Origin of the sequence: Gordonia zhaorongruii (assembly GCF_007559005.1) — a bacterium.
Taxonomy (GTDB): Bacteria; Actinomycetota; Actinomycetes; order Mycobacteriales; family Mycobacteriaceae; genus Gordonia; species Gordonia zhaorongruii.
On the sequence record NZ_CP041763.1, the window covers coordinates 66426 to 90602 of the forward strand.

Below are 24177 nucleotides of genomic sequence, written 5' to 3' on the forward strand. Positions count from 1 at the left end.
GGGAGACGCTGTGAAGCAGGCCGCGAGCATCGTCGCCGCCGGCGCACTCGTCGTAGGCGGCACGGTGCAGCGCCCGGGTTGGTTCTCGGTGCGCAATGGACTGATCGAGGATGTCGGATCCGGCTCTCCACCGCGTTCGCCTGACCTCGAATTCCCTCATGCCACAGTGGTTCCCGGGTTCATCGACGTGCATGTCCACGGGGGTGGCGGCTCGTCGTACACCGATGGCGATCCGGGCGCCGTGCGAGCGGCGGCGGCGTTCCACCGGGAGCACGGGACCACGACCACCGTCACCAGCACGGTCAGCTCGAACGCGGACGAACTTCGCGGGATCGTGGAGCGTTCATCGGAGCTCGTGCGTCACGGCGTCAGCGCCGGCATCCATCTGGAAGGCCCGTGGATCAGCGCGGCGAGGTGCGGTGCGCACGATCCTGATCGCCTGCGAAACCCCGATCTCGGCGAGATCGACGAGTTGCTGGCGATCGCCGATGGAACCATCGCGATGGTGACCCTCGCGCCCGAACTGCCGGGAGCGCTCGAAGCCGTCGAGCGATTCACCGAATCCGGTGTGCGCGTGGCGATCGGTCACACCGATGCGACATACGAACGAGTCCGGGCCGCCGTCGACCGGGGTGCCCGGGTGGCCACGCACCTCTTCAATGCGATGGCACCGCTCGGGCACCGCGAGCCGGGACCGATCCTCGCCCTGACCGAGGATCCGCGCGTGGTGATCGAATTGATCGGCGACGGTGTGCACGTGCACCGAGGCCTGCTCGCGCGCGTGCAGCGTGAGGTCGGATACGACCGGGTCGCATTGGTCACCGATGCGATGGCTGCGGCTGGGATGGCGGACGGCGAGTACCGACTCGGCTCCCTCGACGTCCACGTGCGCGGCGGTGTGGCCCGCGTGCGCAGCACGGACGCGATAGCCGGCAGCACGGCAACGATGGATTCGCTGTTCTCCCATGCGGTTTCGGGACTGCTCGCGTCCGCGGAACCACCCCCGTACGACGAGGCCCTCCTGGGTGCGGTCGCCATGACGTCGACGACGCCTGCGCATGTGCTCGGGCGAACCGACGTGGGTCTGCTGGCGGCGGGCAGGCGTGCCGATTTCGTCGTTCTGGACTCAGAACTGCAGGTGCAACACGTAAGTGGACCCGGCACCGAGTCTGGGACAGTTGGCACCGACGGCTATTTCTCGTCGTAGGGTGAGAGACACGCCTGTCCGGAACGACCGGTGGGCAGTACGAACTTTCGGAGGGAGTCCCGCTATGGCTGACAAGAACAAGGTGATCAAGCGCCTCGAAAAGGAAGTGAAGCGACTCTCGCAGGAGGTGGTCGCTCTGCGCGACACCGTTCTCGCGTTCTCGCCGATCAACAAGAAGGGCGACGCCGGGGCTGCCAGGTCGCAGGAGAAGGCCGCAGCGCCCAAGTCGGCGTCCAAGCCCGCAGCCGCCAAGCCCGCTGCCAAGAAGGCCAGCACGGCTAAGAAGGCTGCACCCGCCAAGAAGGCGAGCCCGGCCAAGAAGGCCGCGCCGGCCAAGGCTGCGAAGAAGGCGGCTCCGGCGAAGGCGGCCAAGCCTGCATCCGGCGGCGCCAAGACCGTCGCCCAACTGCGTGCCGAGGCCAAGGCCAAGGGCGTGAAGGGTTACTCGACGATGACCAAGGCGCAGCTCACCGCAGCCCTGAAGTGACGCCGAGCCGCCCCCGCTGAATCAGCGACGCACCGCACCACCAGAAACTGCATAGGAGACCGGGTTGTCCGAGGTCGTCAAGGGAGTCATCTCCCGAACCAAGAACGCACCGACCGAGCTCGTCGACATCGTCATCCCCGATCCGGGGTCGCACGACGTCGTCGTCAAGGTGCAGACGTGCGGCGTCTGCCACACCGATCTCGCGTATGCGAGTGGAGGAATCAACGACGAGTACCCGTTCCTCCTCGGGCACGAGGCGGCCGGAGTCGTCGAATCGGTGGGTGACTCCGTCAGTCACGTCGAGGTGGGCGATTTCGTCGTGCTCAACTGGCGGGCCGTGTGCGGCGAGTGCCGGGCATGCAAGCGCGGTCGGCCCTGGTACTGCTTCGACACCCACAACGCGAGCGTGCCGATGACACTCGAGGACGGCACCGAACTGACGCCCGCCCTGGGGATCGGCGCGTTCGCGGAGAAGACGCTCGTTCACGAGGGGCAGTGCACCAAGGTCGACTCGTCGGCCGATCCGGCGGTGGTCTGCCTCCTCGGCTGCGGGGTGATGGCCGGACTCGGTGCGGCGATGAACACCGGCGGTGTCGCGCGCGGTGACTCGGTAGCCGTGATCGGGTGCGGCGGCGTCGGCGATGCGGCGATCGCCGGTGCGCGACTCGCCGGCGCGACGACGATCATCGCAGTCGACCGCGATGCCGGGAAGCTCGATTGGGCCACCGATCTGGGGGCCACCCACACCATCGACGGCTCCACGACCGAGGACGTCGCCGAGGCGGTTCGCGCGCTCACCGACGGTAACGGGGCCGATGTCGTCATCGACGCGGTCGGCCGTCCCGAGACGTACGAGACCGCTTTCTACGCACGCGATCTCGCAGGCGTCGTGGTCCTGGTCGGGGTGCCGACGCCGGATATGCGAATCGAACTCCCGCTGCTCGACTTCTTCAGCCAGGGCGGGGCACTCAAATCGTCGTGGTACGGCGACTGTCTGCCGGAGCGGGACTTCCCGATGCTCGTGGATCTGCACCTGCAGGGCCGCCTCCCGCTGGAGAAGTTCGTGACCGAACGGATCGGAATCGACGGGATCAACGGCGCGTTCGAATCGATGGAAGCGGGCCGCGTGCTTCGATCGGTGGTGGAGCTGTGACGTTGCGCATCGATCGAGTCGTCACGTCCGGGACCTTCTCGCTGGACGGCGGAACCTGGGACGTCGATAACAACGTGTGGGTGATCGGCGACGACGCGGAAGCCGTCATCATCGACGCCGCCCACGACGCCGCTCCGATCCTCGAGGCGGTCGGTGGCCGTCGTGTGGTGGCGATCGTGCTGACGCACGCCCACAACGACCACGTCGGCGTCGCTCCGGAACTCGCCGAGGCGACCGGCGCACCCATGCTGCTGCACGCGGCCGACGAGATGCTCTGGGAGCAGACGCATCCCGGGGTCGGGCACGGAGACCTGACCGACGGGCAGGTCATCGAGGTGGGCGGTGACCAGCTCGAGGTGATCAACACCCCGGGACACTCGCCAGGTTCGTGCGTCATCTGGGCGCGGGGCGAACGCGTCCTGTTCAGCGGCGACACCCTGTTCCAAGGCGGGCCGGGTGCGACCGGTCGTTCGTTCTCGAGCTTCGACGACATCATCGCGTCGATCCGTGATCGGATCCTCGTGCTCGACGACGAGACCCGCGTGCTGACCGGGCACGGTGACGAGACCACCGTCGGCGCGGAGGCCGGCGACCTCGATGAGTGGATTCGTCGAGGTAACTGACCCGCACCGGCGCGCACAGCGTCATCCGTTGCGCCCGGTCTCGTCGCCCGGTCTCGTCGCGACGCCGGGGGCAACGGTGCGCGCTCAGTACGCCTGTCGTACGTACCCGTGATCGTCGAGGGGCACGATCTCCCGGCCCAGCGGCAGGAGCGAGATCGGCACCATCTTGAAGCTCGCCACGCCCAGCGGGATTCCGATGATCGTGATGCACAGCGCGATGCCGGTGCCGATGTGCCCGATCGCCAGCCACAGTCCCGCGAAGACGAACCAGATGATGTTGCCGATTGCCGATGCACCACCCGCGTCGGCTCGGCGGATCACCGTGCGACCGAACGGCCACAGCGCGTAGTTCGCCATGCGGAACGACGCGATTCCGAACGGGATCGTGATGATCAGGATGCAGCAGATGACGCCCGCGACCACATAGCCCAGCGCCATCCAGAAGCCGCAGAGCACCAGCCAGAGGACGTTCAGCAGAATTCGCATGCATCCATCATGCGCCCGGGTCGGTGTCTGTGGCCACGGGAATCGGCCCCGCGGAGTCGGCCCGGGGAAATCGGCCCAGCTGGAATTGGCCCTGCTGGAATCGGCCCAGGGGAGTCGACCGCTACTTGCGGCCGGCAGCGATGATCGAGACGAGACCGCCCGCGAGCGCCGCGTTCTTGATGAACTGCACCTGCTGCTGTTTGCGCATCCCCTCGTCCTCGTGATTCCAGAACGCGTGGCCGGCGAGCGTCGTCGGAACCAGCGAGGCGAGCACGGCGCCCGCTGCGATCCGCGGGGCGATCCCGACGGCGATCAGTGCACCGCCCGCTGCCTGGACCGCTCCGTTCGCACGGACGACGGTGTCGTTGTCCGTCGGAATCGGGACGACCGAACGGACGTCGTCGAGCAACGGCGCGGCGATGTCCACCCGCATGCCGGGCGAGGTGGCGGCGTCGTAACCGAGAACGACGAACGGGATTCCGGTCAGTGCACGACCGGCGAAACCGAGCAGACTCATGGAGAGGTGTCCTTCCGAAGCAGCCCGCCCGGCCACTCGGGGCCGGGCGGGTGTCATTGCAGTTGTGATGTGCGGACTCTAGCCCTTGCGCACCCGATCCTCGATCTTGGCGCCCAGATCAGCGTCGACGTTGCGCCAGTACTCGAACGCACGGGCCAGCACCGGCTCGCTCACCCCGCCGAGCAGATGCCCGGAGACGTTGCCGACGAGGCGCTCACGCGCTGCATCGTCCAGGACCTCGCGCACGAGGGTGCCCGCCTGACCGAAGTCGTCGTCCTCGGCGTGCTCGACGTTCGCGGTGCGGACGATCTCGCCGTCCGCGGCCCACTGCGGTTCGGCCTGCCCCGGGTAGGTGGCAGCCGGTCCGCCCTTCGAGTTCGGTGCGTACACCGGGTCGGTGACCGGATTCATGCGCATCGGCCCGTCCTTGGAATAGCTGTGCACCTCGTTGCGCGGCTGATTCACCGGGATCTGCTTGTAGTTCGCGCCCAGCCGTGCGCGGTGCGCGTCCGAGTAGGCGAACACGCGGCCGAGAAGCATGCGATCCGGGCTGAAACCGATGCCGGGGACCACGTTGTTCGGCTCGAATGCGGCCTGCTCGATCTGCGCGTGGTTGTCGGTCGGGTTGGTGTGCAGCGTCATCTTGCCAACCTCGTGGAGGGGGTAATCGGCGTGCGGCCAGACCTTCGTCAGATCGAACGGGTTGAACCGGTACGTCTTCGCGTCGTCGAACGGCATGAGCTGCACCTTGAGCGTCCAGCTCGGGTTGTCGCCCTTCGCGATCGATTCGAACAGGTCGCGTGTGTGATGATCGCCGTCCGCACCCGCGAGCTGATCGGCCTCGTCCTGCGTGAGGCACTCGACGCCCTGGTCGGAGATGAAGTGGTACTTCACCCAGTGCTTCTCGCCGCTGGAGTTGACCCAGAGGTAGGTGTGGGAGCTGTAGCCGTTCATGTGCCGCCAGGTGCGCGGGATGCCGCGATCGCCCATCAACCACGTGACCTGGTGCGCGGTCTCCGGTGAGAGCGTCCAGAAATCCCACTGCATGTCGTTGTCGCGGAGGTTGTTGTCGGCGCGACGCTTCTGCGAACGGATGAAGTGCTGGAACTTCATCGGGTCCTTGATGAAGAAGACCGGCGTGTTGTTGCCGACCATGTCGTAGATGCCCTCGTCGGTGTAGAACTTGAGCGCGAAACCGCGGGGGTCGCGCCAGGTGTCGGGGCTTCCGCGCTCACCGGCGACGGTGGAGAACCGGGCCACCATCTCGGTCTTCACGCCGGGCTGGAACAGCGACGCGCAGGTGTACGCGGACACGTCGGCGGTCGTCTCGAAGGTGCCGAATGCACCGCTTCCCTTGGCGTGGGGCTGACGCTCGGCGATGCGCTCGCGGTTGAACTGGGCCATCTGCTCGACCAGGTAATGGTCGTGCAGAACGATGGGGCCGCCCGCGCCGACGGTCAGCGAATGCTCATCGCTGCCAACGGGTGCGCCGGAATCGGAGGTCGTGTACTTCTCGTCGGACATCGTCACCCTCCTAAGAGGTTGCATAGGATGCTGGAGCCCGTGGCTGACGGGTCTACATCCGAGGCTAGCCCGAGTTCCGGGGATCCGCCTGCGATCCGGGCGCGTAGTCAGAGACCGGTCCGCAGCTCGCGCTTGAGGAGTTTTCCGCTCTGGTTTCGTGGCAGTTCGTCGACGAAGTGCACGGCCTTCGGGACCTTGAACGGCGCGATCCGGTCTTTGACGAAGGTGATCAGCTCGGCATCCGACACGGTGCGACCGTCCTTGCGGACGACGACCGCGGTGACCGCCTCGATCCACTTGTCATCAGGTGTGCCGATCACCGCCACCTCCGCGACGTCGTCGTGCAGGTAGATCGCATCCTCCACCTCGCGTGAGGCGACCAGCACGCCGCCGGTGTTGATGACGTCCTTGATGCGGTCGACCACCGTGATGTATCCCTGCTCGTCACTGGTGACCAGGTCGCCCGAATGGAACCAGCCGCCGGAGAACGCCGCATCGGTCGCATCGGGCTTGTTCCAGTAGCCCGAGCACAGCTGCGGAGATCGGTAGCAGACCTCGCCGGATTCACCTGGCGGGACGTCGTTGCCGTCGGCGTCGACGATGCGCGTCTCGACGAAGAACGCCGGTCGACCGCACGACGCCGGACGGTCGGCGTGCTCCTCCGGCCGCAGGATGGTCGCGAGCGGCCCGATCTCGGATTGCCCGAAGCAGTTGTAGAACCCGATGTCCGGGTACCGCTCGCGCAGCCGATTGAGGACGGTCACCGGCATGATCGACGCGCCGTACTGCGCCTTCTTCAGCGAGCTGAGGTCACGTTCGTCGAGGTCGGGACTGCCGGCGAGCGGCACCCAGACGGTGGGGGCGAGGAACAGCGACCCGATGCGGTGCGTCTCGATGGATCGCAGGATCTCGGGGACGTCGGGTTTCTCCATCAGCGAGACGGCCGCGCCGATCGACAGGTACGGGAGCGCGAAGACGTGCATGCCGGCCGAGTGGTACAGCGGCATCGCGATGAGGGGTGCGTCGTCCGCGGTGAAGTCGAGCCCGATGATCGAGGAGACGTACTCGTGGACCAGGGCCTGATGCGTCATCATCGCGCCCTTGGGCGCCGACGTGGTGCCCGACGTGTAGAGGAGCTGCGCGAGATCAGCGGGTGCGACGTCGATGTCGAGATCGGGAATGGGTCCGGTGCACGCCGAGGTCAGCAGGCTGTCGTCGCCGTCGCGGAGATCGATGACGGGCAGGTCAGTCGCAACCTCGTCGAGGGTCGGGCGCAGTGCCGGGTCGGCCATGATCACCGACGCGCCCGAGTCCTCCAGGAGGTAGGTCAACTCGCCGGCGCGCAGTGCGAAGTTGATCGGGACGTGGACGAGTCCGGCCCGCACGGTGGCCAGGAATCCGATCAGGTAGGCGTCGGAGTTGACGCCGAAGGCGGCGATCCGCGATCCCGGTTCCAGCTCGAGGCCGACGAGGCGGGCCGCGGCGCGGGTCACCGCATCATCGAGTTCGGCGTAGGTCCACTCACGGTCGGCGAAACGCACCGCGAGAGCGGTCGGCGAGCGCGCGGCGCTGCGGCGGAGAAGGGAATCGATGGTGTTCACACGTGCATCCACGCATCGATGTAACCACCGCACGCACCGGGCCGGAGCGGTTCCGCGCGAGTCAGCGCTCGGTGATGAATCGGGCGGCCTCGTGCACCGCCTTGCGGGCCTCCGGGGTGAAGTACGGGAACATCTGGAACACGTGCCCCTGGTCGGGCCACTCCTGCAGGGTCGACGTGCCGCCGGCCTCGCGGAGGTTGCGGTCGATGGCTCGTGCGTCGTCCGCCATGACCTCGCGGGCACCGACTTGGATGAGCGTCGGGGGCAGTGCCATGTCGGACGTCACCTGCACGCGCATCCGCGGATCGGCGGGATCGGCGTCGCCGGTGTAGAAGCGGAGAAAGGTTCGAGCGGCCCGGGCGTCGATGATCGGATCGCGGACGCCACCCGCCTCCAGATCGACGGCGAGCTGGAACGACGGGTCGTACAACGGGGAGAACAGCACCATCCCCGACGGCTGAGGCAACCCGTCGCGGTGGTTGGCGGCCAGGACGTCGAGTGCGAGGTGCCCGCCGGCCGAGTCGCCCGCGATGATGATCTGCGAGCCGTCGAATCCTCGGCTCAACAGCCAGCGGTACCCACGGATCGCGTCGTCGCCGCCGAGCGGCCACTGGTACTCGGGGCCGAGACGGTAGTCGATGGAGAACGCTCCCATGCCCGCGCTGCGCGCCAACCGCGCGACGAGACCGCGGTGCGTACGCGCCGAGCAGACCACGTAGCCGCTTCCGTGGATGTAGTAGATGATCTTGCGACCCGTGAGCGGGTCGGGGATCGCGCCGCCGAGCATCGGGCTCTCGTGGGTCCACTCGCCGCGGACCTGGCCGTCGGAGGCGCGCTCTCGCACCGTGGTGATCCGAGTGCCGCGAGGCGCGGGGGACATGGCGACGATGCCTCTGTTGACGCCCGGTCGCGTGAGGGTGAGCAGTCGAGGCGAGAGCTGCGCGCCGCGGCCGACCGCGGCGATCATCGGCCGCGATGCGGCCACCGCGTAGTTGTTGAACGCGCGCGCACGGCGCGACCCGTGTCGCTGATTCTGGACTTCCGGTTCCACAATTCGGACTGTAACCCGGTTTTGCCATGGACGACATCGACGTGCGATAATCAAGCACTGAACTCTTCATCGTGGACGGTCACCCGTCCCATCGTGAGAGTGGGCCAGCAATGACGCTGAATCCCCGGTGGTGTGCACACCGCACCAATCCGACCGGGTTCGAGGAGTACGAACAGTACGCAGCGTCGCGTGCAGGAATGGCAGATTCCATGCAGCACATGCCGGGGCCCGTCGGCCTCTACGATCCAGTCAACGAACACGACGCCTGCGGTGTCGCCTTCGTCGTCGACATGCACGGCCGTCGCAGTCGCGACATCGTCGAGAAGGCGATCACCGCTCTGGTGAACCTGGAGCACCGCGGTGCCGCGGGTGCAGAGCCGAACACCGGCGACGGCGCGGGCATCATGATCCAGGTCCCCGACCGGTTCCTGCGAGCCGTCACCGATTTCGAGCTTCCCGCCGCGGGCGAGTACGCCACCGGTATCGCGTTCCTCCCGCAGTCGGCGGGCGACGTGCGCGACGCCGTCGCGGGCGTCGAGGAGATCGTCCGGTCCGAAGGCCTCGACCTGCTCGGCTGGCGAGACGTGCCGATCGACGAGACGTCGCTCGGTGCGCTCGCTCGCGACGCGATGCCCACCTTCCGTCAGCTCTTCATCACGCTGAGCGCAGATCAGCGGTCCGGCGCAGACCCGATGCTCCTCGAGCGTCTCGCCTACGTGGTGCGCCGCCGGGTCCAGTACGAACTGGGTGAGAAGGGTGCGGGGCAGGACGGGCCGGGCCGCGACACCGCCTACTTCCCGAGCCTGTCCGGCCAGACCTTCGTCTACAAGGGCATGCTGACGACGCCCCAGCTGCGTGACTTCTACCTCGACCTTCAGGATGAGCGCGTCGAGAGCGCACTCGGCATGGTCCACTCGCGGTTCTCGACCAACACCTTCCCGTCGTGGCCGCTGGCTCACCCGTTCCGCCGCGTCGCCCACAACGGCGAGATCAACACCGTCACCGGCAACGAGAACTGGATGCGGGCTCGCGAGGCGCTCATCGAGACGGACGCGTTCGGTGGCTCCGAGAAGCTCGAGAAGATCTTCCCGGTCTGCACTCCCGGGGCGTCGGACACCGCACGGTTCGACGAGGTGCTCGAACTCCTGCACCTCGGCGGCCGCAGTCTGCCGCACTCGGTTCTGATGATGGTTCCGGAGGCGTGGGAGCGCAGCGAGTTCATGAAGCCCGAGCACCGGGCGTTCTACGAGTACCACTCGGCGCTCATGGAGGCGTGGGACGGACCGGCGTCGGTCTGCTTCACCGACGGGACCGTCATCGGCGCCGTCCTCGACCGCAACGGTCTGCGCCCGTCGCGCATCTGGGTCACCAAGGACGGCCTCGTCGTCCTCGGCTCGGAGGTCGGCGTGCTCGACATCGATCCGGCCGACATCGTCTCGCGACAGCGCCTGCAGCCCGGACGCATGTTCCTCGTCGATACGGCGCAGGGCCGCATCGTCGCCGACGAGGAGGTCAAGGACTCGCTCGCAGCCGAGCACCCCTACCAGGAGTGGCTCGATGCGAACCAGGTCCGACTCGAAGAACTCCCCGCTCCCGAGCACACCCATATGGCTCACGACCGCGTCACACTGCGCCAGCAGGTGTTCGGGTACACCAACGAAGACCTGAACGTGCTGATCGCGCCGATGGCCGCATCCGGTGCCGAGGCGATCGGTTCGATGGGCACCGATACGCCGGTCGCCGTGCTGTCGGCCCGCCCGCGGATGCTCTTCGACTATTTCCAGCAGCGGTTCGCGCAGGTCACGAACCCGCCGCTGGATGCGATCCGCGAGGAGATCGTCACCAGCATCGGGCACCGCATCGGCGGCGAGCGCGACCTGCTGGATCCGGGGCCCGAATCGGCGAAGCAGATCGTCCTGAGGTCGCCCATCTTCGACAACGACGACCTGGCCCGACTCATCGAGATCGACGGTGCGACAACCGGATTCCCGTCCGCACACATCCACGGTCTGTACCCGGTCGCCGAGGGCGGTGCCGGATTGCGGCGTGCTCTGGACGAGGTCCGCGCCGAGGTGTCGGCGGCCATCGCCGGCGGCGCGCGCGTCATCGTCCTGTCCGATCGTGAGTCGGACGGCACTCTCGCGCCGATCCCGTCGCTCCTGCTGACCTCGGCCGTCCACCACCACCTCGTGCGTGAGCGGACCCGGACCTGCGCCAGCATCGTCGTCGAGACAGGTGACGCTCGCGAGGTCCACCACATGGCGCTGCTGGTCGCCTTCGGCGCCAGTGGGATCAACCCGTACATGGCGTTCGAGACGATCGAGGACATGCTCGAGTCCGGTCTGCTCGACGTACCGGGCAGCGACGGTTCGAGCCACGACGAGCGGTTCGCGAAAGCCCGCGCCAACTACATCAAGGCCGCGGGCAAGGGCGTCCTCAAGGTGATGAGCAAGATGGGCATCTCGACGGTGCCGTCGTACAACGGGTCCCAGCTGTTCCAGGTGATCGGCATCGCCCAGGACGTGGTTGACGAGTTCTTCACGGGCCTGAACAGTCACCTCGACGGCATCGGCCTCGACGAGATCGCCGATGAGGTCGCGCGTCGGCACCGGGTGGCGTTCACCGATCGTCCGTCCGAGCGCGCGCATCGCGAGCTCGAAGTCGGCGGTGAGTACCAGTGGCGGCGCGAAGGCGAGCACCACCTGTTCAACCCGGACACCGTGTTCAAACTGCAGCACTCCACCCGGACCGGCCAGTACCGCGTGTTCAAGGAGTACACCAAGCTCATCGACGATCAGTCGAAGCGCCTGGGCACGCTGCGCGGACTGTTCGACTTCAACTTCGGCGACCGGGACCCTATCCCGATCGAGAAGGTGGAACCGGCCCGCGAGATCGTCAAGCGCTTCTCGACCGGCGCGATGAGCTACGGCTCCATCTCGGCGGAAGCGCACGAGACCCTGGCGATCGCGATGAACAGGTTGGGTGCGCGTTCCAATTCCGGTGAGGGCGGCGAGGATCCGCGACGATTCAGTCACGACGAGAACGGCGACTGGCGACGCAGCGCGATCAAACAGGTCGCCTCTGGGCGGTTCGGAGTCACCAGCCATTACCTGAGCAACTGCACGGACATCCAGATCAAGATGGCGCAAGGAGCCAAGCCGGGTGAGGGTGGGCAGTTGCCGCCGCACAAGGTGTACCCGTGGATCGCCGAGGTGCGTGGCAGCACGCCGGGCGTCGGGCTCATCTCGCCGCCGCCGCACCACGACATCTACTCGATCGAGGATCTCGCCCAGCTCATCCACGATCTGAAGAACGCGAACCCGAGCGCACGGATTCACGTGAAACTGGTGTCCGAGGTCGGCGTGGGCACCGTCGCCGCCGGTGTGTCGAAGGCGCATGCGGACGTCGTCCTGATCTCCGGCCATGACGGCGGCACGGGTGCGAGTCCGCTGACATCGCTCAAGCACGCCGGCGCCCCCTGGGAGATCGGGCTGGCCGAGACGCAGCAGACACTGCTCCTGAACGGCCTGCGCGACCGCATCGTGGTCCAGGTCGACGGCCAACTGAAGACCGGCCGCGACGTCATGATCGCCGCTCTACTCGGCGGTGAGGAGTTCGGTTTCGCGACCGCACCGCTCGTCGTCTCGGGTTGCGTGATGATGCGCGTCTGTCATCTCGACACGTGCCCGGTCGGCATCGCAACGCAGAACCCACTGCTGCGGGAGCGCTTCACGGGTAAGGCCGAGCACGTCGAGAACTTCATGCTCTACATCGCCGAGGAGGTGCGAGAGCTCTTGGCGCGACTCGGTTTCCGGTCGCTCGAGGACGCGATCGGCCGCTTCGACGCGCTCGACACCGGCAAGGCCCGTGAGCACTGGAGCGGCGAGAAGGCGGGCAAGCTCGACCTGGCGCCGATCCTGACGATGCCCGAGTCGCCGTTCATGAACCAGGATCTGTACTGCACCGGCAGTCAGGATCACGGCCTCGACAAGGCGCTCGACAACGAGCTGATCGAGAAGGCGCGCGCCGCACTGGATTCCGGTACCCGCGTCACGCTGTCGACGCCCATCACCAACGTGAACCGCACGGTCGGCACCATGCTCGGCCACGAGGTCACCAAGGCGTACGGAGCGCAGGGGTTGCCGGAGGGGACCGTGTCGATCGACTTCACCGGATCGGCAGGCAACAGCTTCGGCGCCTTCGTGCCGCGCGGAATCACGATGCGGCTCGAAGGCGACGCGAACGACTTCGTCGGCAAGGGGCTCTCCGGAGGCAAGATAGTCGTCCGTCCGCCGCGTAACGCATCACCCGAGTTCGTCGCGGAGGAGAACATCATCGCGGGCAATGTCATCGGGTTCGGTGGCACCGGGGGCAAGATCTTCCTGCGCGGTGTGGCCGGCGAGCGGTTCTGCGTCCGTAACTCGGGCGTGCAGGCGGTCGTCGAGGGCGTAGGCGACCACGGTTGCGAGTACATGACCGGCGGCAGCGTGGTGGTGCTCGGCGAGACCGGTCGCAACTTCGCGGCAGGCATGTCGGGCGGCGTCGCGTACATCTACAACCCGAACGGCACCTTCGAGGCGAAACTCAACGCTGAGCTCGTCGATCTCGAGGATATGGATGCCGACGATCTGCGGTTGCTCGCCGACTCGATCACCGAGCACCGCGACGAGACCGGGTCGGCGGTGGCCACCGCCATCCTGGACGACTGGTCCACCCAGCAGGGGCACTTCGTCAAGGTGATGCCCCGTGATTACCGGAAGGTCCTCGTCGCCATCGACGCCGCCGAGCGCACCGGACGAGACGTGAACGAAGCGATCATGGAGGCGGCTCGTGGCTGACATCCGAGGTTTTCTGAAGCACACCGAACGGGAGACGCCGACCCGGCGTCCCGTCGACCTGCGCTTGATGGACTGGAAAGAGGTCTACAACGACTTCGATCAGAACAGTCTCAAGACGCAGGCCAGCCGCTGTATGGATTGCGGGATCCCGTTCTGCCACAACGGATGCCCACTGGGGAACCTGATTCCCGAGTGGAACACCCTGGTCTACAAGGACCAGTGGGACGCCGGCATCGACCGGCTGCACGCGACCAACAACTTTCCGGAGTTCACCGGGCGGCTGTGCCCGGCGCCGTGCGAAGCGTCGTGCGTGCTCGGCATCAACCAGCCGGCAGTGACCATCAAGCAGGTCGAGGTGGAGCTGATCGAGAAGGCATGGGACGAGGGCACCGTCGCCCCCGTGCTGCCGAGTGAGAAGACCGGCAGGAAGGTCGCCGTCGTCGGGTCCGGACCCGCAGGGCTGGCGGCCGCTCAGCAGATGACGCGTGCCGGTCACGACGTCACCGTGTTCGAGCGGGCCGACCGCATCGGCGGCCTGATGCGGTACGGCATTCCCGAGTTCAAGATGGAGAAGCGCTTCATCGACCGCAGGCTGGAGCAGATGGAAGCCGAGGGGACCCGCTTCCGTACAAGCGTCAACGTGGGCGTCGACATCACCGTCGACCGACTCCGCACCGACTTCGACGCGGTGATTCTCGCGAACGGATCCACGATCGGCCGCGATCTGCCGATCCCGGGCCGTGAGTTCGACGGCATCCACCAGGCGATGGAGTTCCTGCCCCAGGCCAACCGCGCCGCGAGGGGCGACGCCGTGGATGGGCAGATCTCGGCCGAGGGCAAGAAGGTGGTGATCATCGGCGGCGGAGACACCGGTGCGGACTGCCTGGGCACGGCGCTGCGGCAGGGCGCCGAGGTGGTCCACCAGTTCGAGATCATGCCCAAGCCGCCGATCAGTCGGGCCGAGTCGACGCCGTGGCCCACCTACCCGCTGATGTACCGCGTGTCCTCGGCGCACGAGGAGGGCGGGGAGCGGGTGTTCAGCGTGAACACCGAGCGATTCACCGGGTCCGACGGCAAGGTCACGAGTCTGCAGGCACACGAGGTCGCGATGGTGAACGGCCGCTTCGAGAAGGTCGAAGGCAGCGATTTCGAGCTCGAGGCCGATCTCGTGCTGCTCGCGATGGGCTTCGTCGGACCGGAACGCGACGACCTGCTCGACGAGCTGGGGGCCGCGTACGACGGGCGCGGCAACGTGGCGCGCGACGCCGAGTTCGCCGCCGTCGGTCTGCCGGGGGTGTTCGTCGCCGGTGACGCCGGCCGCGGACAGTCGTTGATCGTATGGGCGATCGCCGAAGGCCGCTCGGCTGCAGCTGCCGCGGACCGATACCTGAGCGGTTCGACGCTGCTGCCGTCACCGATCACGCCGACGCTGGTGGCACAGCGGTAGTTCTCTCGCTGCGCTCGCATCACCGACACGTAGGTGCTGATCGCTGCTCGTCCGGAGCAGGAATCGGACGTCCCACGGGTTGGTGATGCGAGACCGAGCGTGAACCCTCCACTCGTTCTAGCGTTCGATAGTGGGGATAGTTATGTCATACCTCCTCGCTAGAATGCAGGTACAGCGAGGGGAGGTGACGGCGATGCCCGACACGACGACGAGCAGTTCTGAGGCGCCCTCGCTGCCGGACTCTCCGGTCGAACTCGCGCAGCTGATCGACGCCGCGACGGCGAAGCTCGCCGACTCCCGTTTCGAGGCGGCATCCGAAGACGACATCCTCGCGACGATCGGCGTGTTCGAGCGATCGCATCGCCGGGCCGACGGTGCGGACGCGGCGCTGTTCATCGAACTGTCCGATCGCATGGCCTACCGGAAGGCCGGCTACCTGAGCCCAACCACCTACCTGGAGCAGGGCCTGCGGCTCGGTTCGGGGGAGGCGCGGCGGCGTCGGGTCGTGGCTGCCGCGATCGGCCGAATGACGAGTATGCAGGGGGAGCGGCTCGAGCCGGAGATGCCCGTCGCCGCAGCCGCGGTCCGCGACGGCCGGATCGGAGCCGACCACGTCCTGCAGATCGAGGCGATCATGGACAAGATTCCGCACCGCGTCGCCGATGACCTTCGGGCCGACGCCGAAGCTCAGCTCGCAGAAGCCTCGCGGTCCCTGTCGCCAGCCGCCGTGGGTACGTGCGGAAACCGCCTTCTCGCTCACCTCGATCCCGACGGTGAGGTCACCGACGATCGAGATCGACAGCGGACCCGCGGATTTCACATCCAACCGCAGGACCGTCGATTGATGTCGAAGGTGCGCGCGCTGCTGAAGCCCGAGGTCCGCGCCATGCTCGAAGCACTGCTCCTGCAGTGGGCGGCACCGGGTATGAACAACCCGGACGATCCGGATTCCCGTAAGGGAGCGGCGAATCAGCCGGGCATCGACGCCGAAGCCCTCGCCGCGGCGGCCGACCGCGACGACCGTACCCAGGGGCAGCGCAACCACGACGCTCTGCACGCGATGTTCGCCGACCTGATCGCGCAAGGCGGGCTCGGCCGGCAGTCCGGTCTCCCGGCACATCTGGTGGTCACCGCGTCGCTGGCAGACGTCGAAGCACGATCCGGCGTCGCGCATACCGCAACCGGGACCAGGCTGCCCGTCAAGGATCTCGTCGAGCTCGCCGCACACGCCACTCCGTGGCTCGAGGTGTTCGCCGATCACACGTCATCGATCCTGTATCTGGGTCGGGGTCGGCGGCTGGCCTCGATCGCTCAGCGGGTCGCCCTCTTCGGTCGCGACCGTGGCTGCACCGCCCCCGGCTGCACCGCCCCGTTCAGTCGTACCCAGGCGCACCACATGCCCGACTGGCAGGACGGCGGGCCCACCGACATCGATCACCTCGGAGGAGCGTGCGGCGGTCACAACCGCCGGGTCGACAAGGCTGCCAGCGGCTGGGAGACCACGATCATCGATGACGGCCCGTACAAAGGCCGGGTGGGCTGGCGGCCCACCGGGTCGAACCAGCCGTGGCAGGTCAACCACACGCATCACCCGGAGCGGATCCTGCGGGAGAGGCCGGGTGACGACCCGCCGCGAGACACTCCGTCGGACCCGCCGGACCCACAGGACCTGACGGCACCAGGGGACTGCGCTACGTCGGAAACGGTCCGCGGCAGACAATCCGGCCCGTCCGGAATCGAGCAGTGGCTCAGGTGCCGCCTGCCCGCGAAGCGGCTGCCCGGCGGTGTGGAACTGCCGGGTGGGGTGGAACTGCCGGGTGGGGTGGAAGTGCGCCGTGGGTGGAACGGGGAGCCACGAATCGAGTGGGAAGCGCCGTTGGCCGAGTGATCGGACCCGACTCCGACCACCCGCTCGGCCGGACGCCCCGAGTTCCTCAGAGCTCCAGCCCGGTCAGCAGCCCCGCCCCGTTCAGATCCCGAGCGCCGTCTTCCATGACACCCGCGATCCGGTGAGGAGTACCGAACGGCGATAGATGCGGCCGGCGAGCCATACGGCGAGGGCGGTCACCACCGTCATCACCAGTAGCGACCCGACTACCTCGAGCCACCCGGCGTACCCGGTCGCGACCCGAACGGGGACGACCGTCGACGAGAACGGCGGAATCCAGGCCAGCACGCGCATCAACGTCGTGTCGGGTGAGTACACCCCGAATATTCCGGCGTACAAGGCTCCCATCGCCACGACCATCAGCGGCCACGACGCGCTGTTGATCTCCTCCTGCCGGGACACCATGGCGCCGGTCGCGGCGTACAGGGCTGCGAAGAACAAGAACCCGAGCAGCAGCCATGCCGCCGATACCCCGACCATCGCGTAGGCGACGCTCGGAATGGTCAGCAGATCGGTCGCGAGCGCGGTGACGAGTCCCGCAGCGGCCAGCACCAGCGTCGACGCGATCTGCACGATCCCGATGCCCAGGATCTTGCCCCACAGCAGCTGGGCCGGTTTCACCGTGGCCAGCAGGAGTTCGACGATGCGCGACACCTTCTCCTCCACCACGCCGACGGCGACCGCCATGCCTCCGCCGAAGATCGTCATGAACATGAGCAGGGATCCGACGTATGCGAGGCCGATGCGCTCGCTCTCGTGCGGTGTGGCGGCCTTCGTCCGTTCCACGGTCACCGTCGAGTTCCGGTGAACGCTCTGCGGGTCGACGCCTGCCTGGGAGAGCGCTCCTGAGACGGCCGACGTGGAGACGCCGCCCTTGATGGCTGCCTCCACCTTCGGGTCGAGCTCGTTCTCGGAGTACACCCGGAAGCCGCCGTCGGGTTGGGCGATGATCGCTGCGGTCACGTCACCGCTCGCCGCGCGTTCGCGGGCATCCGCGTCGTCGGAGAACTCGAGGTCGACGCCGATCTGATCGCCCGTCGCGCCGATGGCGTCCCGGGCCTCGCTGCTGACGCCCTGAACCGCGATCTGCTCGGTGGACGGCCCATCGTCGATCACCAGGGAGGCGACGATGCAGCCACCGATGGCGACGATCAGCATGATCACGTTCGTCACGATGAACGACTTGGTCTTGATCCGCGTGGCGATCTCGCGCGCCGCGACCAGGCGGATCGAAGTCCATGACGAAGCGGGCGGAGTGGTGCTCATGCGGTGCTCACGACCTCTCGGAACATCTCGGTCAGATCAGGGGTCTCGGCCACGAACGTGTGGACCGGCCCGGTGGCGAGCGCGGCCTTCAGCACATGCTGGTCGTCGTACGCGTCGTCCACATACAGCGTGGTGATAGCCGCGTAATCGCCGCGGACCACTCCGGGGAGGCCGTCCGCCCACCCGGCCGGTGCGTTCGGCGCGTCGATGCGGAGCCGCACACCGCCGCGGCTGCGGAGTTCGTCGACGGTGCCGAGGGCGCGCATCTGGCCGCGGTTGATGATGCCGACGCGGTCGCACAGTCGTTGCACCAGGTCGAGCTGGTGACTGGAGAAGACGACCGGCACGTTGTCGTCGGCCTTCTCCCGGATCACCTCGCTCATCACCTCCACTGCGACCGGATCGAGCCCGGAGAAGGGCTCGTCGAGGACGAGGAGGTCCGGGTCGAAGACGAGGGCCGCTGCGAGCTGCACCCGCTGCTGGTTTCCCAGCGACAGGTCGGCGACGTTATCGCCGACTCGGTCGTCGATGCCGAGGCGTTCGGTCCAGTAGGTCATGCGTTCGCGCGCTTGCGATTCCGGCAAGCCGTGGAGCCGGGCCAGGTAGACGAGCTGGTCGCCTACTCTCATCTTCGGGTAGAGGCCGCGCTCCTCGGGCATGTAGCCGACCCGGCGACGGATGTCCGCGTCCACCGGCCGCCCGTTGAAGGAGACCTCGCCGCCGTCCGCAGCGATGACACCGAGGATGATGCGCATCGTCGTCGACTTCCCGGCCCCGTTGGACCCGACGAATCCGAAGACCTCGCCTGGACGGATGGTGAAGCTCACGTCGGTCAGCGCGACGATGTCGCCGAAGTTCTTGTTCAGCCCGAGGACTGCGAGGCCCTCTGCGGCGGGATCGGTCATGCGCGCATCTGCTCCTGGGTGCTCGTGCAGGAAGTGACCTGGGTAAGGGCCTGCGGGTTCGGGTCGGTGGGGTCGGCTTGGGGGTCGGGCCTGCGTTCGGCAGCGATGGGGTTCGGCAGTGAGTCGAGTGCCTCACATTGCACACTAGATGTGAACTCGCCCTCTATCCGGCCTGGCGCTAACAATCCCGCCTCTCTGAGCGACAGACTGGGTAACACAGCAGTCGGGTCTCGGGGAGGGGACAAAATGCAGGCCGATCAACGACGACGCAGGTCGTTGTCGACGTTCGTCCGGTTGTTCGCGGGTCGGCGACGTCCGCCGCAGGCGCTGTCTGCGCAGCGCGAACGCCTCGCAACCAGCGCCGAGGTCATGGCGCTCCGACTCGGACGCTGATCCCGCCGATCTCCACGACGTCGCCCGCGGTCAGTTGAGCGCCGCGCCGCGTCTCGACCTCGCCGTTCACCGACACCAGACCGTCGCTGATCACCATCTTCGCGTCCGCACCCGTATCGATGAGACTCGCCAGCTTCAGGAACTGTCCCAACCGGATGGAACCGTCCTGGATCTCGATTTCGTCCACGGGGACATTGTGCACCGTGTCGGCGCGTCCGACCGATCCTCGCCGGCGTCAGCCCGGGCGCAGTGCCCGTTACGTGCGATTAGCCGACGGAATAGACTGCGTGCATGACCTCGCTGAACTTCACTCCCACCGCAGACCTCGTCGATGAGATCGGTGCCGATGCGCGGAGTTGCGACACCCAGTTCACTCAGTACGGCGGCAACCGCGAGTTCGTCGGAGTGGTCACGACGGTGCGCTGCTTCCAGGACAACGCGCTGCTCAAGTCGATCCTGTCCGAGCCGAACGAGGGCGGTGTGCTCGTCATCGACGGCGACGCCTCGGTTCACACGGCACTCGTCGGCGACATCATCGCCGAACTGGGCCGATCCAACGGCTGGGTGGGCATCATCGCCAACGGCGCCATCCGGGATGCCGCCCCGATCGGCGGCATGTCGATCGGGGTGAAGGCCCTTGGTACCAATCCGCGAAAGTCGAGCAAGACGGGCGCGGGCGAACGCGATGTTCCCGTCGAGCTCGGCGGTGTGACCTTCCAGCCAGGCGACCTCCTCTACTCCGACGACGACGGCATCGTCCTCGTCGAAGCCCGGTCGTGATCGGCTTCATGTGATCACGGCCTGAAGCGTTCTCCCGACCAGCACCCCCGATCCGAACCCCGAGTCACCCAGGAGCAGCAATGCCGAAACCGTCCCCCGCGTACTTCGAGCGACTCGCCGAACTCATCGCCTTCGACGCCGAACGACCCACCAAGCCGGTTCTGGAGGCGTTCAGCGGCGCTGAGATGGCGCAGATCCCCGTCGGCACCGCCGCCGACCTGGACATCGCGGTCGGCCGCGCACGCACGGCGCAGGTCGAGTGGGCCAAGCGCTCTGCGGCCGACCGGGCCAGGATCCTCGGTAAGTTCTCCGAACTGGTGCACGATGCATCCGACGAGTTGATGGACATCGCTCAGGCGGAGACCGGCAAGGCTCGGATCTACGCGCAGGAGGAGGTCATCGACGTCGCCCTCAGCGCGCGGTACTACGCGCAGCAGGGGCCGGGGATGCTCGCCGACCACAGCGTCGCGGGCATTCTCCCGGGCGCGACGGATGTGCGCGTCCGCTACCAGCCGAAGGGCGTCGTCGGCGTCATCAGTCCGTGGAACTACCCGCTCACGCTGGCCGTCTCGGATGCCGTGCCCGCACTGATCGCGGGTAACGCGGTCGTCGTCAAGCCGGACAGCAACACCCCGTACTGCTGCCTCGCGCTCGCCGAACTCCTCTACAAGGCAGGGCTGCCGCGTGAGCTCTTCGCGGTCGTCCCCGGACCGGGTTCCGTTGTCGGTCAGGCTATCGCGGCCCGCGCCGACTACCTGATGTTCACCGGTTCTTCGACCACCGGCGCGACACTCGCCGAGCAGGCGGGCCGTCGACTCATCGGCTTCTCGGCCGAGCTCGGCGGAAAGAACCCGATGATCGTCACCGACGGCGTCAATGTGGACGACGCGGTCGCAGGCGCGGCGCGTGCCTGCTACTCCAACTCGGGTCAGCTGTGCATCTCGATCGAGCGGATCTACGTCGAGCGCGGCGTCGCCGACGAGTTCACCCGGAAGTTCGGCGAGTTCGTCTCGAACATGACGGTCTCGTCGACCTACGACTACAACGCGGACATGGGTTCGCTGGCGTCCGCGCAGCAGGTGGAGGCCGTGCAGGAGCACCTCGACGATGCGGTCGCCAAGGGCGCGACGGTCATCGCGGGTGGCCGTAAGCGCGCCGACCTCGGGCCGTTCTTCTTCGAGCCGACCGTCCTGACCGGTGTCACCGAGGCGATGCTGTGCCACAGCGATGAGACCTTCGGGCCACTCGTCTCGATCTATCCGGTCGACTCGGTGGATGAGGCGATCGAGCGCGCGAACGACACCGAGTACGGGCTCAACGCCAGCGTGTTCGCCGGAAGCAGCGATCAGGCGCAGAAGATCGCCGAGCAGCTGCGCGCGGGAACCGTGAACATCAACGAGGGTTACGCGGCAGCGTGGGCGTCCACGGCGGCGCCGATGGGCGGCATGGGCATCTCCGGCGTGGGACGCAGGCACGGCCAGGAGGGGCTGCTCAAGTACTGCGAGTCGCAGACCATCGCCGCGCAGCGGTTGATCGGGCTCGGCGGCATCAAGGGCGTTCCGCAGAGCGTCTTCCTGAAGGCCGTTCCGATCCTGATGCGCTCGCTGAAGTACCTGCCCGGCCGCTAGCCGCTACTTCGGAACCAGCAGGGCGGCGGCCCCGGGGACCAGGTTGATCCGCATCGGCGGCCGCTGCCACTGGGTGCGCATCACCGAGACCGTCGCCACGACCGGACCGCCGCCGGTGACCACGCTCCTCGACGTGGGCAGGGTCTCCGGGAACTGGGCGGCTTCGTCGTGACCGATCGTCCCCGGCTTGTACATCGGACGCTTCCAGTGCCGGAGATCGACCGTCCCGGACCGTCCGTTCCGCAGATTGCGCCATGCCACCGATACGAAGCGGTAGCCGTACTGGAGGTCCCACGGCTTCACGTTCTCGACCCGGAACGTGACCGCTGCAGGCGGGGCTGGGAGCTGCATGGTGCGCAACGACGGCCACGCGGTGACGTGGGTCTGCTGGAAAGACCCGCCTGCGACTCCGCCGGGACCGGCTTCGATTCCGCCGATCGACGGGATGTGGAAGTCGAGCACGGGCAGGGTGCGGATCGGTGCGGCTCGAGCGACCGACGGTGCCACCGCCGGGACCATCGCCGCTGCGAGGGCCGCCGCCAGCACGGTGCGAGTTCGGGAGAGCTTCACGGTCATCACTCCTTCGTGCGTCTTCCCGCACGTCTGTCGACGGTTGCCATCGTGCACCGATGAGACGGTGCTGATGTGATTATCGACACAGAGCGGCATCGCGTTAGCCGTCGCGATGACGAGCTGACGCAGCTGCTCTGCTGCATTGGAGGATCAGGTGCCCGGAGAGTCGACGCCCATAGCGCCGGATATGAGCCGAGAAGCCGTTGGCCCAGACTCAGACGGGTCGCGACTCAGACGTGGCGCGCCACGTAGCGCGCCGCGCTGTCCGTCATGCCGTTCACCGGGTACAACAGGTGCTGTGCGTTCGGCTGGGCGAGCGACGCGCCGTTGCAGATGTTGTCGCCCTGGGCGCAGTAGTCAGTCGTCTTCCCGCGGTACGCCTTGCCGATCTCGACGCTCGGGGCGCCACCCTGACGGAGGAAGCGATCCGACGGCGGTCCGAACAGGACGACGGCCGAGACGTGCTCGGAGATCGAGTCGGGGAGCGGTGTGGGGAGGTAGGAGCGGTACTCCGAGTACTTGGCCGGGACCGTGTACTCGTCGGCGAGCGTGTACTCGGTCAGCGCGGCGCCCTGCGAGTACCCGCCGAGCACGATGTCGGTGTCAGGGCAGGCGGCCGCGATCTGCTTGGTGCGGGCCTGCTGGTCCTTGACGCCCTGGACGAACTGCTGAGCGAAAGCCAGTTCGTTCCGGAAGTTGGCTGCGGCCCGGTAGTCGACGGCCTCGACGCGGACGGACTTGCCGCGGAGAGTGTTGCGGAGCGACTGCTCGAAGGCGATGCCGGTGAGTCCGAGGGGCGGCGCCGTCTCGACCGTGCCCCGCGCGAACAGCACGTGCACGTCCGCGCACCCGGGGGCGGCAGAGGCAGGAGCCGGGCTGACCGCCGTGAGGCCACCGATGACGGCTACAGCACATGACACGGAGACCAGCAATCGCTTCAGCACGCTCATCATCTTAGACGCAACAACGCCGATCGTGCCCGTTGCGGGCGCGATCGGCGTCGTGTTGTGCACGAAAAGCTGTGCGGTGCTCAGTTCCCGTCCGGATGGACGTTGAGCCGAGCGAGCAGGTCGTTGTCGATCGCCGAGAGCTCGTTGTCGATCGCACGCTGGGCGGACTTGCGCTGCGACGGCGGCATCGTGTCGGCCGCGTCCGCAGCGATCTGCAGGTTGTCCAGGCGACTCGACATGGCGTCGACGAATGCGCGTCCCTCACCGGTCTGCTCGGCGTCGCCGACTCGGGCAGCGGAGTTGCGGGCGGTGGCGATCCGGGCGCGCAGCGATGCGCTCGGTCCGCCGTACTGGTTGAGCACAGAAGCGGGGACACCTGCACGCTTCGCCTTGACCTCGGTGAACTGCGCGCGAGCGGCGACTGCGCCGCGGTACGCGATGGGCACGGCGACCGGCGCGACCATTCGGCCGACGGTCAGGTAGCGCTTCATCTTGGCCGGCGTGAACATGGCGGCCTCGGCGGCCTGCTTGGTCTGCTCGGCGGCCGCCTTCGCGTCGGCCTCGGCGACCTTCTGCTGTGCCTTGGCTGAGGCCTTGGCGTTCTTGCGCGAGGTCTTGTTGGCCGCCTTGTCTCGCTTCTCCGCCGCGCGGAGCTCCTTCTTGCGGACCTTCTGCTCCTGTGCGGACTCGGCCTTCGCCTTGGCCTTGGCGCTCACCTTGATCGCCTTGTGCTCGGCCTTGCGGATCTTCTTCTCCGCCTTGCGACCGTTCAGCTTGGCGTTCGCAAACGACAGCACTCCCATGTCGGCCTCTCCGTCGGAATATCGACACCTGCAAATGACTGTCTCCAGCTTTGCATA

At 67.3% G+C, this 24177-nt stretch carries 21 protein-coding genes; 10 read left to right on the forward strand and 11 right to left on the reverse strand.

Annotated features, from left to right (window positions below):
* Positions 1–10: 10 nt before the first annotated feature.
* The 4 genes from FO044_RS00345 (at position 11) to FO044_RS00360 (ending at position 3470) form a co-directional block, all read left to right on the forward strand.
* Positions 11–1207, forward strand: a complete 1197-nt coding sequence (locus FO044_RS00345) for an N-acetylglucosamine-6-phosphate deacetylase (RefSeq protein ID WP_132992721.1) — start codon at positions 11–13, stop codon at positions 1205–1207.
* A gap of 64 nt (positions 1208–1271) precedes the next feature.
* The gene (locus FO044_RS00350) at positions 1272–1694 is read left to right on the forward strand and encodes a Rho termination factor N-terminal domain-containing protein (protein ID WP_132992722.1); all 423 of its coding nucleotides are present in this window, start codon (positions 1272–1274) and stop codon (positions 1692–1694) included.
* A gap of 64 nt (positions 1695–1758) precedes the next feature.
* On the forward strand, positions 1759–2847 hold the full coding sequence (locus FO044_RS00355; protein WP_132992723.1) for an S-(hydroxymethyl)mycothiol dehydrogenase: 1089 nt from the start codon (positions 1759–1761) through the stop codon (positions 2845–2847).
* Positions 2844–3470 (forward strand): MBL fold metallo-hydrolase, encoded by a 627-nt coding sequence (locus tag FO044_RS00360; RefSeq protein ID WP_132992724.1) that lies wholly within the window; start codon positions 2844–2846, stop codon positions 3468–3470. Before FO044_RS00355 ends, FO044_RS00360 begins: the two co-directional genes overlap by 4 nt.
* Before the next feature lie 84 nt (positions 3471–3554).
* On the opposite strand, the gene FO044_RS00365 is transcribed toward FO044_RS00360, so the two are convergent.
* From FO044_RS00365 to FO044_RS00385, 5 genes are all read right to left on the reverse strand, one after another.
* Positions 3555–3956, reverse strand: coding sequence for a YccF domain-containing protein (locus FO044_RS00365; RefSeq protein WP_132992725.1), 402 nt, complete (start codon positions 3954–3956; stop codon positions 3555–3557).
* Positions 3957–4077: 121 nt separating this feature from the next.
* On the reverse strand, positions 4078–4473 hold the full coding sequence (locus tag FO044_RS00370) for a DoxX family protein (RefSeq protein WP_132992726.1): 396 nt from the start codon (positions 4471–4473) through the stop codon (positions 4078–4080).
* Between the two features lie 78 nt (positions 4474–4551).
* Positions 4552–5997 carry a catalase gene (locus tag FO044_RS00375; protein ID WP_132992727.1) on the reverse strand — a complete coding sequence of 482 codons (1446 nt, stop codon included), beginning with the start codon at positions 5995–5997 and terminating at the stop codon, positions 4552–4554.
* A 107-nt stretch (positions 5998–6104) separates the two neighbouring features.
* Positions 6105–7610, reverse strand: coding sequence for a fatty acyl-CoA synthetase (locus FO044_RS00380; RefSeq protein ID WP_132992728.1), 1506 nt, complete (start codon positions 7608–7610; stop codon positions 6105–6107).
* A 49-nt stretch (positions 7611–7659) separates the two neighbouring features.
* On the reverse strand, positions 7660–8649 hold the full coding sequence (locus FO044_RS00385; RefSeq protein WP_235831382.1) for an alpha/beta hydrolase: 990 nt from the start codon (positions 8647–8649) through the stop codon (positions 7660–7662).
* A gap of 209 nt (positions 8650–8858) precedes the next feature.
* Here FO044_RS00385 and gltB point away from each other — a divergent pair, with 209 nt between their 5' ends.
* The 3 genes from gltB to FO044_RS00400 all read left to right on the forward strand — a co-directional run bounded on the left by gltB (position 8859) and on the right by FO044_RS00400 (position 16822).
* Positions 8859–13487 carry a glutamate synthase large subunit gene (gltB, locus tag FO044_RS00390; protein ID WP_132993396.1) on the forward strand — a complete coding sequence of 1543 codons (4629 nt, stop codon included), beginning with the start codon at positions 8859–8861 and terminating at the stop codon, positions 13485–13487.
* A complete protein-coding gene (locus FO044_RS00395; RefSeq protein WP_132992729.1) occupies positions 13480–14934 on the forward strand; it encodes a glutamate synthase subunit beta in 1455 nt (484 codons plus the stop codon). The genes gltB and FO044_RS00395 overlap by 8 nt, the downstream gene beginning before the upstream one ends.
* A gap of 193 nt (positions 14935–15127) precedes the next feature.
* The gene (locus FO044_RS00400) at positions 15128–16822 is read left to right on the forward strand and encodes an HNH endonuclease signature motif containing protein (protein WP_132992730.1); all 1695 of its coding nucleotides are present in this window, start codon (positions 15128–15130) and stop codon (positions 16820–16822) included.
* Positions 16823–16903: 81 nt separating this feature from the next.
* Here the strand turns inward: FO044_RS00400 and FO044_RS00405 are convergent, their stop codons facing one another.
* Positions 16904–18088: an ABC transporter permease gene (locus tag FO044_RS00405; RefSeq protein WP_132992731.1), complete on the reverse strand. Its 1185-nt coding sequence runs from the start codon at positions 18086–18088 to the stop codon at positions 16904–16906.
* On the reverse strand, positions 18085–18993 hold the full coding sequence (locus FO044_RS00410) for an ABC transporter ATP-binding protein (RefSeq protein WP_132992732.1): 909 nt from the start codon (positions 18991–18993) through the stop codon (positions 18085–18087). The genes FO044_RS00405 and FO044_RS00410 overlap by 4 nt, the downstream gene beginning before the upstream one ends.
* 246 nt (positions 18994–19239) lie before the next feature.
* On the opposite strand from FO044_RS00410, the gene FO044_RS14965 reads away from it, so the two are divergent.
* Positions 19240–19386 carry a hypothetical protein gene (locus tag FO044_RS14965; RefSeq protein ID WP_165943062.1) on the forward strand — a complete coding sequence of 49 codons (147 nt, stop codon included), beginning with the start codon at positions 19240–19242 and terminating at the stop codon, positions 19384–19386.
* On the opposite strand, the gene FO044_RS00415 is transcribed toward FO044_RS14965, so the two are convergent.
* The gene (locus FO044_RS00415) at positions 19361–19573 is read right to left on the reverse strand and encodes an RNA-binding S4 domain-containing protein (protein ID WP_132992733.1); all 213 of its coding nucleotides are present in this window, start codon (positions 19571–19573) and stop codon (positions 19361–19363) included. The two genes, FO044_RS14965 and FO044_RS00415, sit on opposite strands and share 26 nt — an antisense overlap.
* A gap of 104 nt (positions 19574–19677) precedes the next feature.
* Here FO044_RS00415 and rraA point away from each other — a divergent pair, with 104 nt between their 5' ends.
* On the forward strand, positions 19678–20166 hold the full coding sequence (gene rraA, locus FO044_RS00420; protein WP_132992734.1) for a ribonuclease E activity regulator RraA: 489 nt from the start codon (positions 19678–19680) through the stop codon (positions 20164–20166).
* An 80-nt stretch (positions 20167–20246) separates the two neighbouring features.
* Positions 20247–21794: a succinic semialdehyde dehydrogenase gene (locus FO044_RS00425; protein WP_132992735.1), complete on the forward strand. Its 1548-nt coding sequence runs from the start codon at positions 20247–20249 to the stop codon at positions 21792–21794.
* Positions 21795–21797: 3 nt separating this feature from the next.
* Here FO044_RS00425 and FO044_RS00430 read toward each other — a convergent pair whose 3' ends face one another.
* From FO044_RS00430 to FO044_RS00440, 3 genes are all read right to left on the reverse strand, one after another.
* Positions 21798–22364, reverse strand: a complete 567-nt coding sequence (locus tag FO044_RS00430) for a hypothetical protein (protein WP_235831383.1) — start codon at positions 22362–22364, stop codon at positions 21798–21800.
* Between the two features lie 233 nt (positions 22365–22597).
* The gene (locus FO044_RS00435; protein ID WP_328591127.1) at positions 22598–23317 is read right to left on the reverse strand and encodes a cutinase family protein; all 720 of its coding nucleotides are present in this window, start codon (positions 23315–23317) and stop codon (positions 22598–22600) included.
* A gap of 80 nt (positions 23318–23397) precedes the next feature.
* Positions 23398–24120 carry a DUF6474 family protein gene (locus FO044_RS00440; RefSeq protein ID WP_132992738.1) on the reverse strand — a complete coding sequence of 241 codons (723 nt, stop codon included), beginning with the start codon at positions 24118–24120 and terminating at the stop codon, positions 23398–23400.
* Positions 24121–24177: the final 57 nt, after the last annotated feature.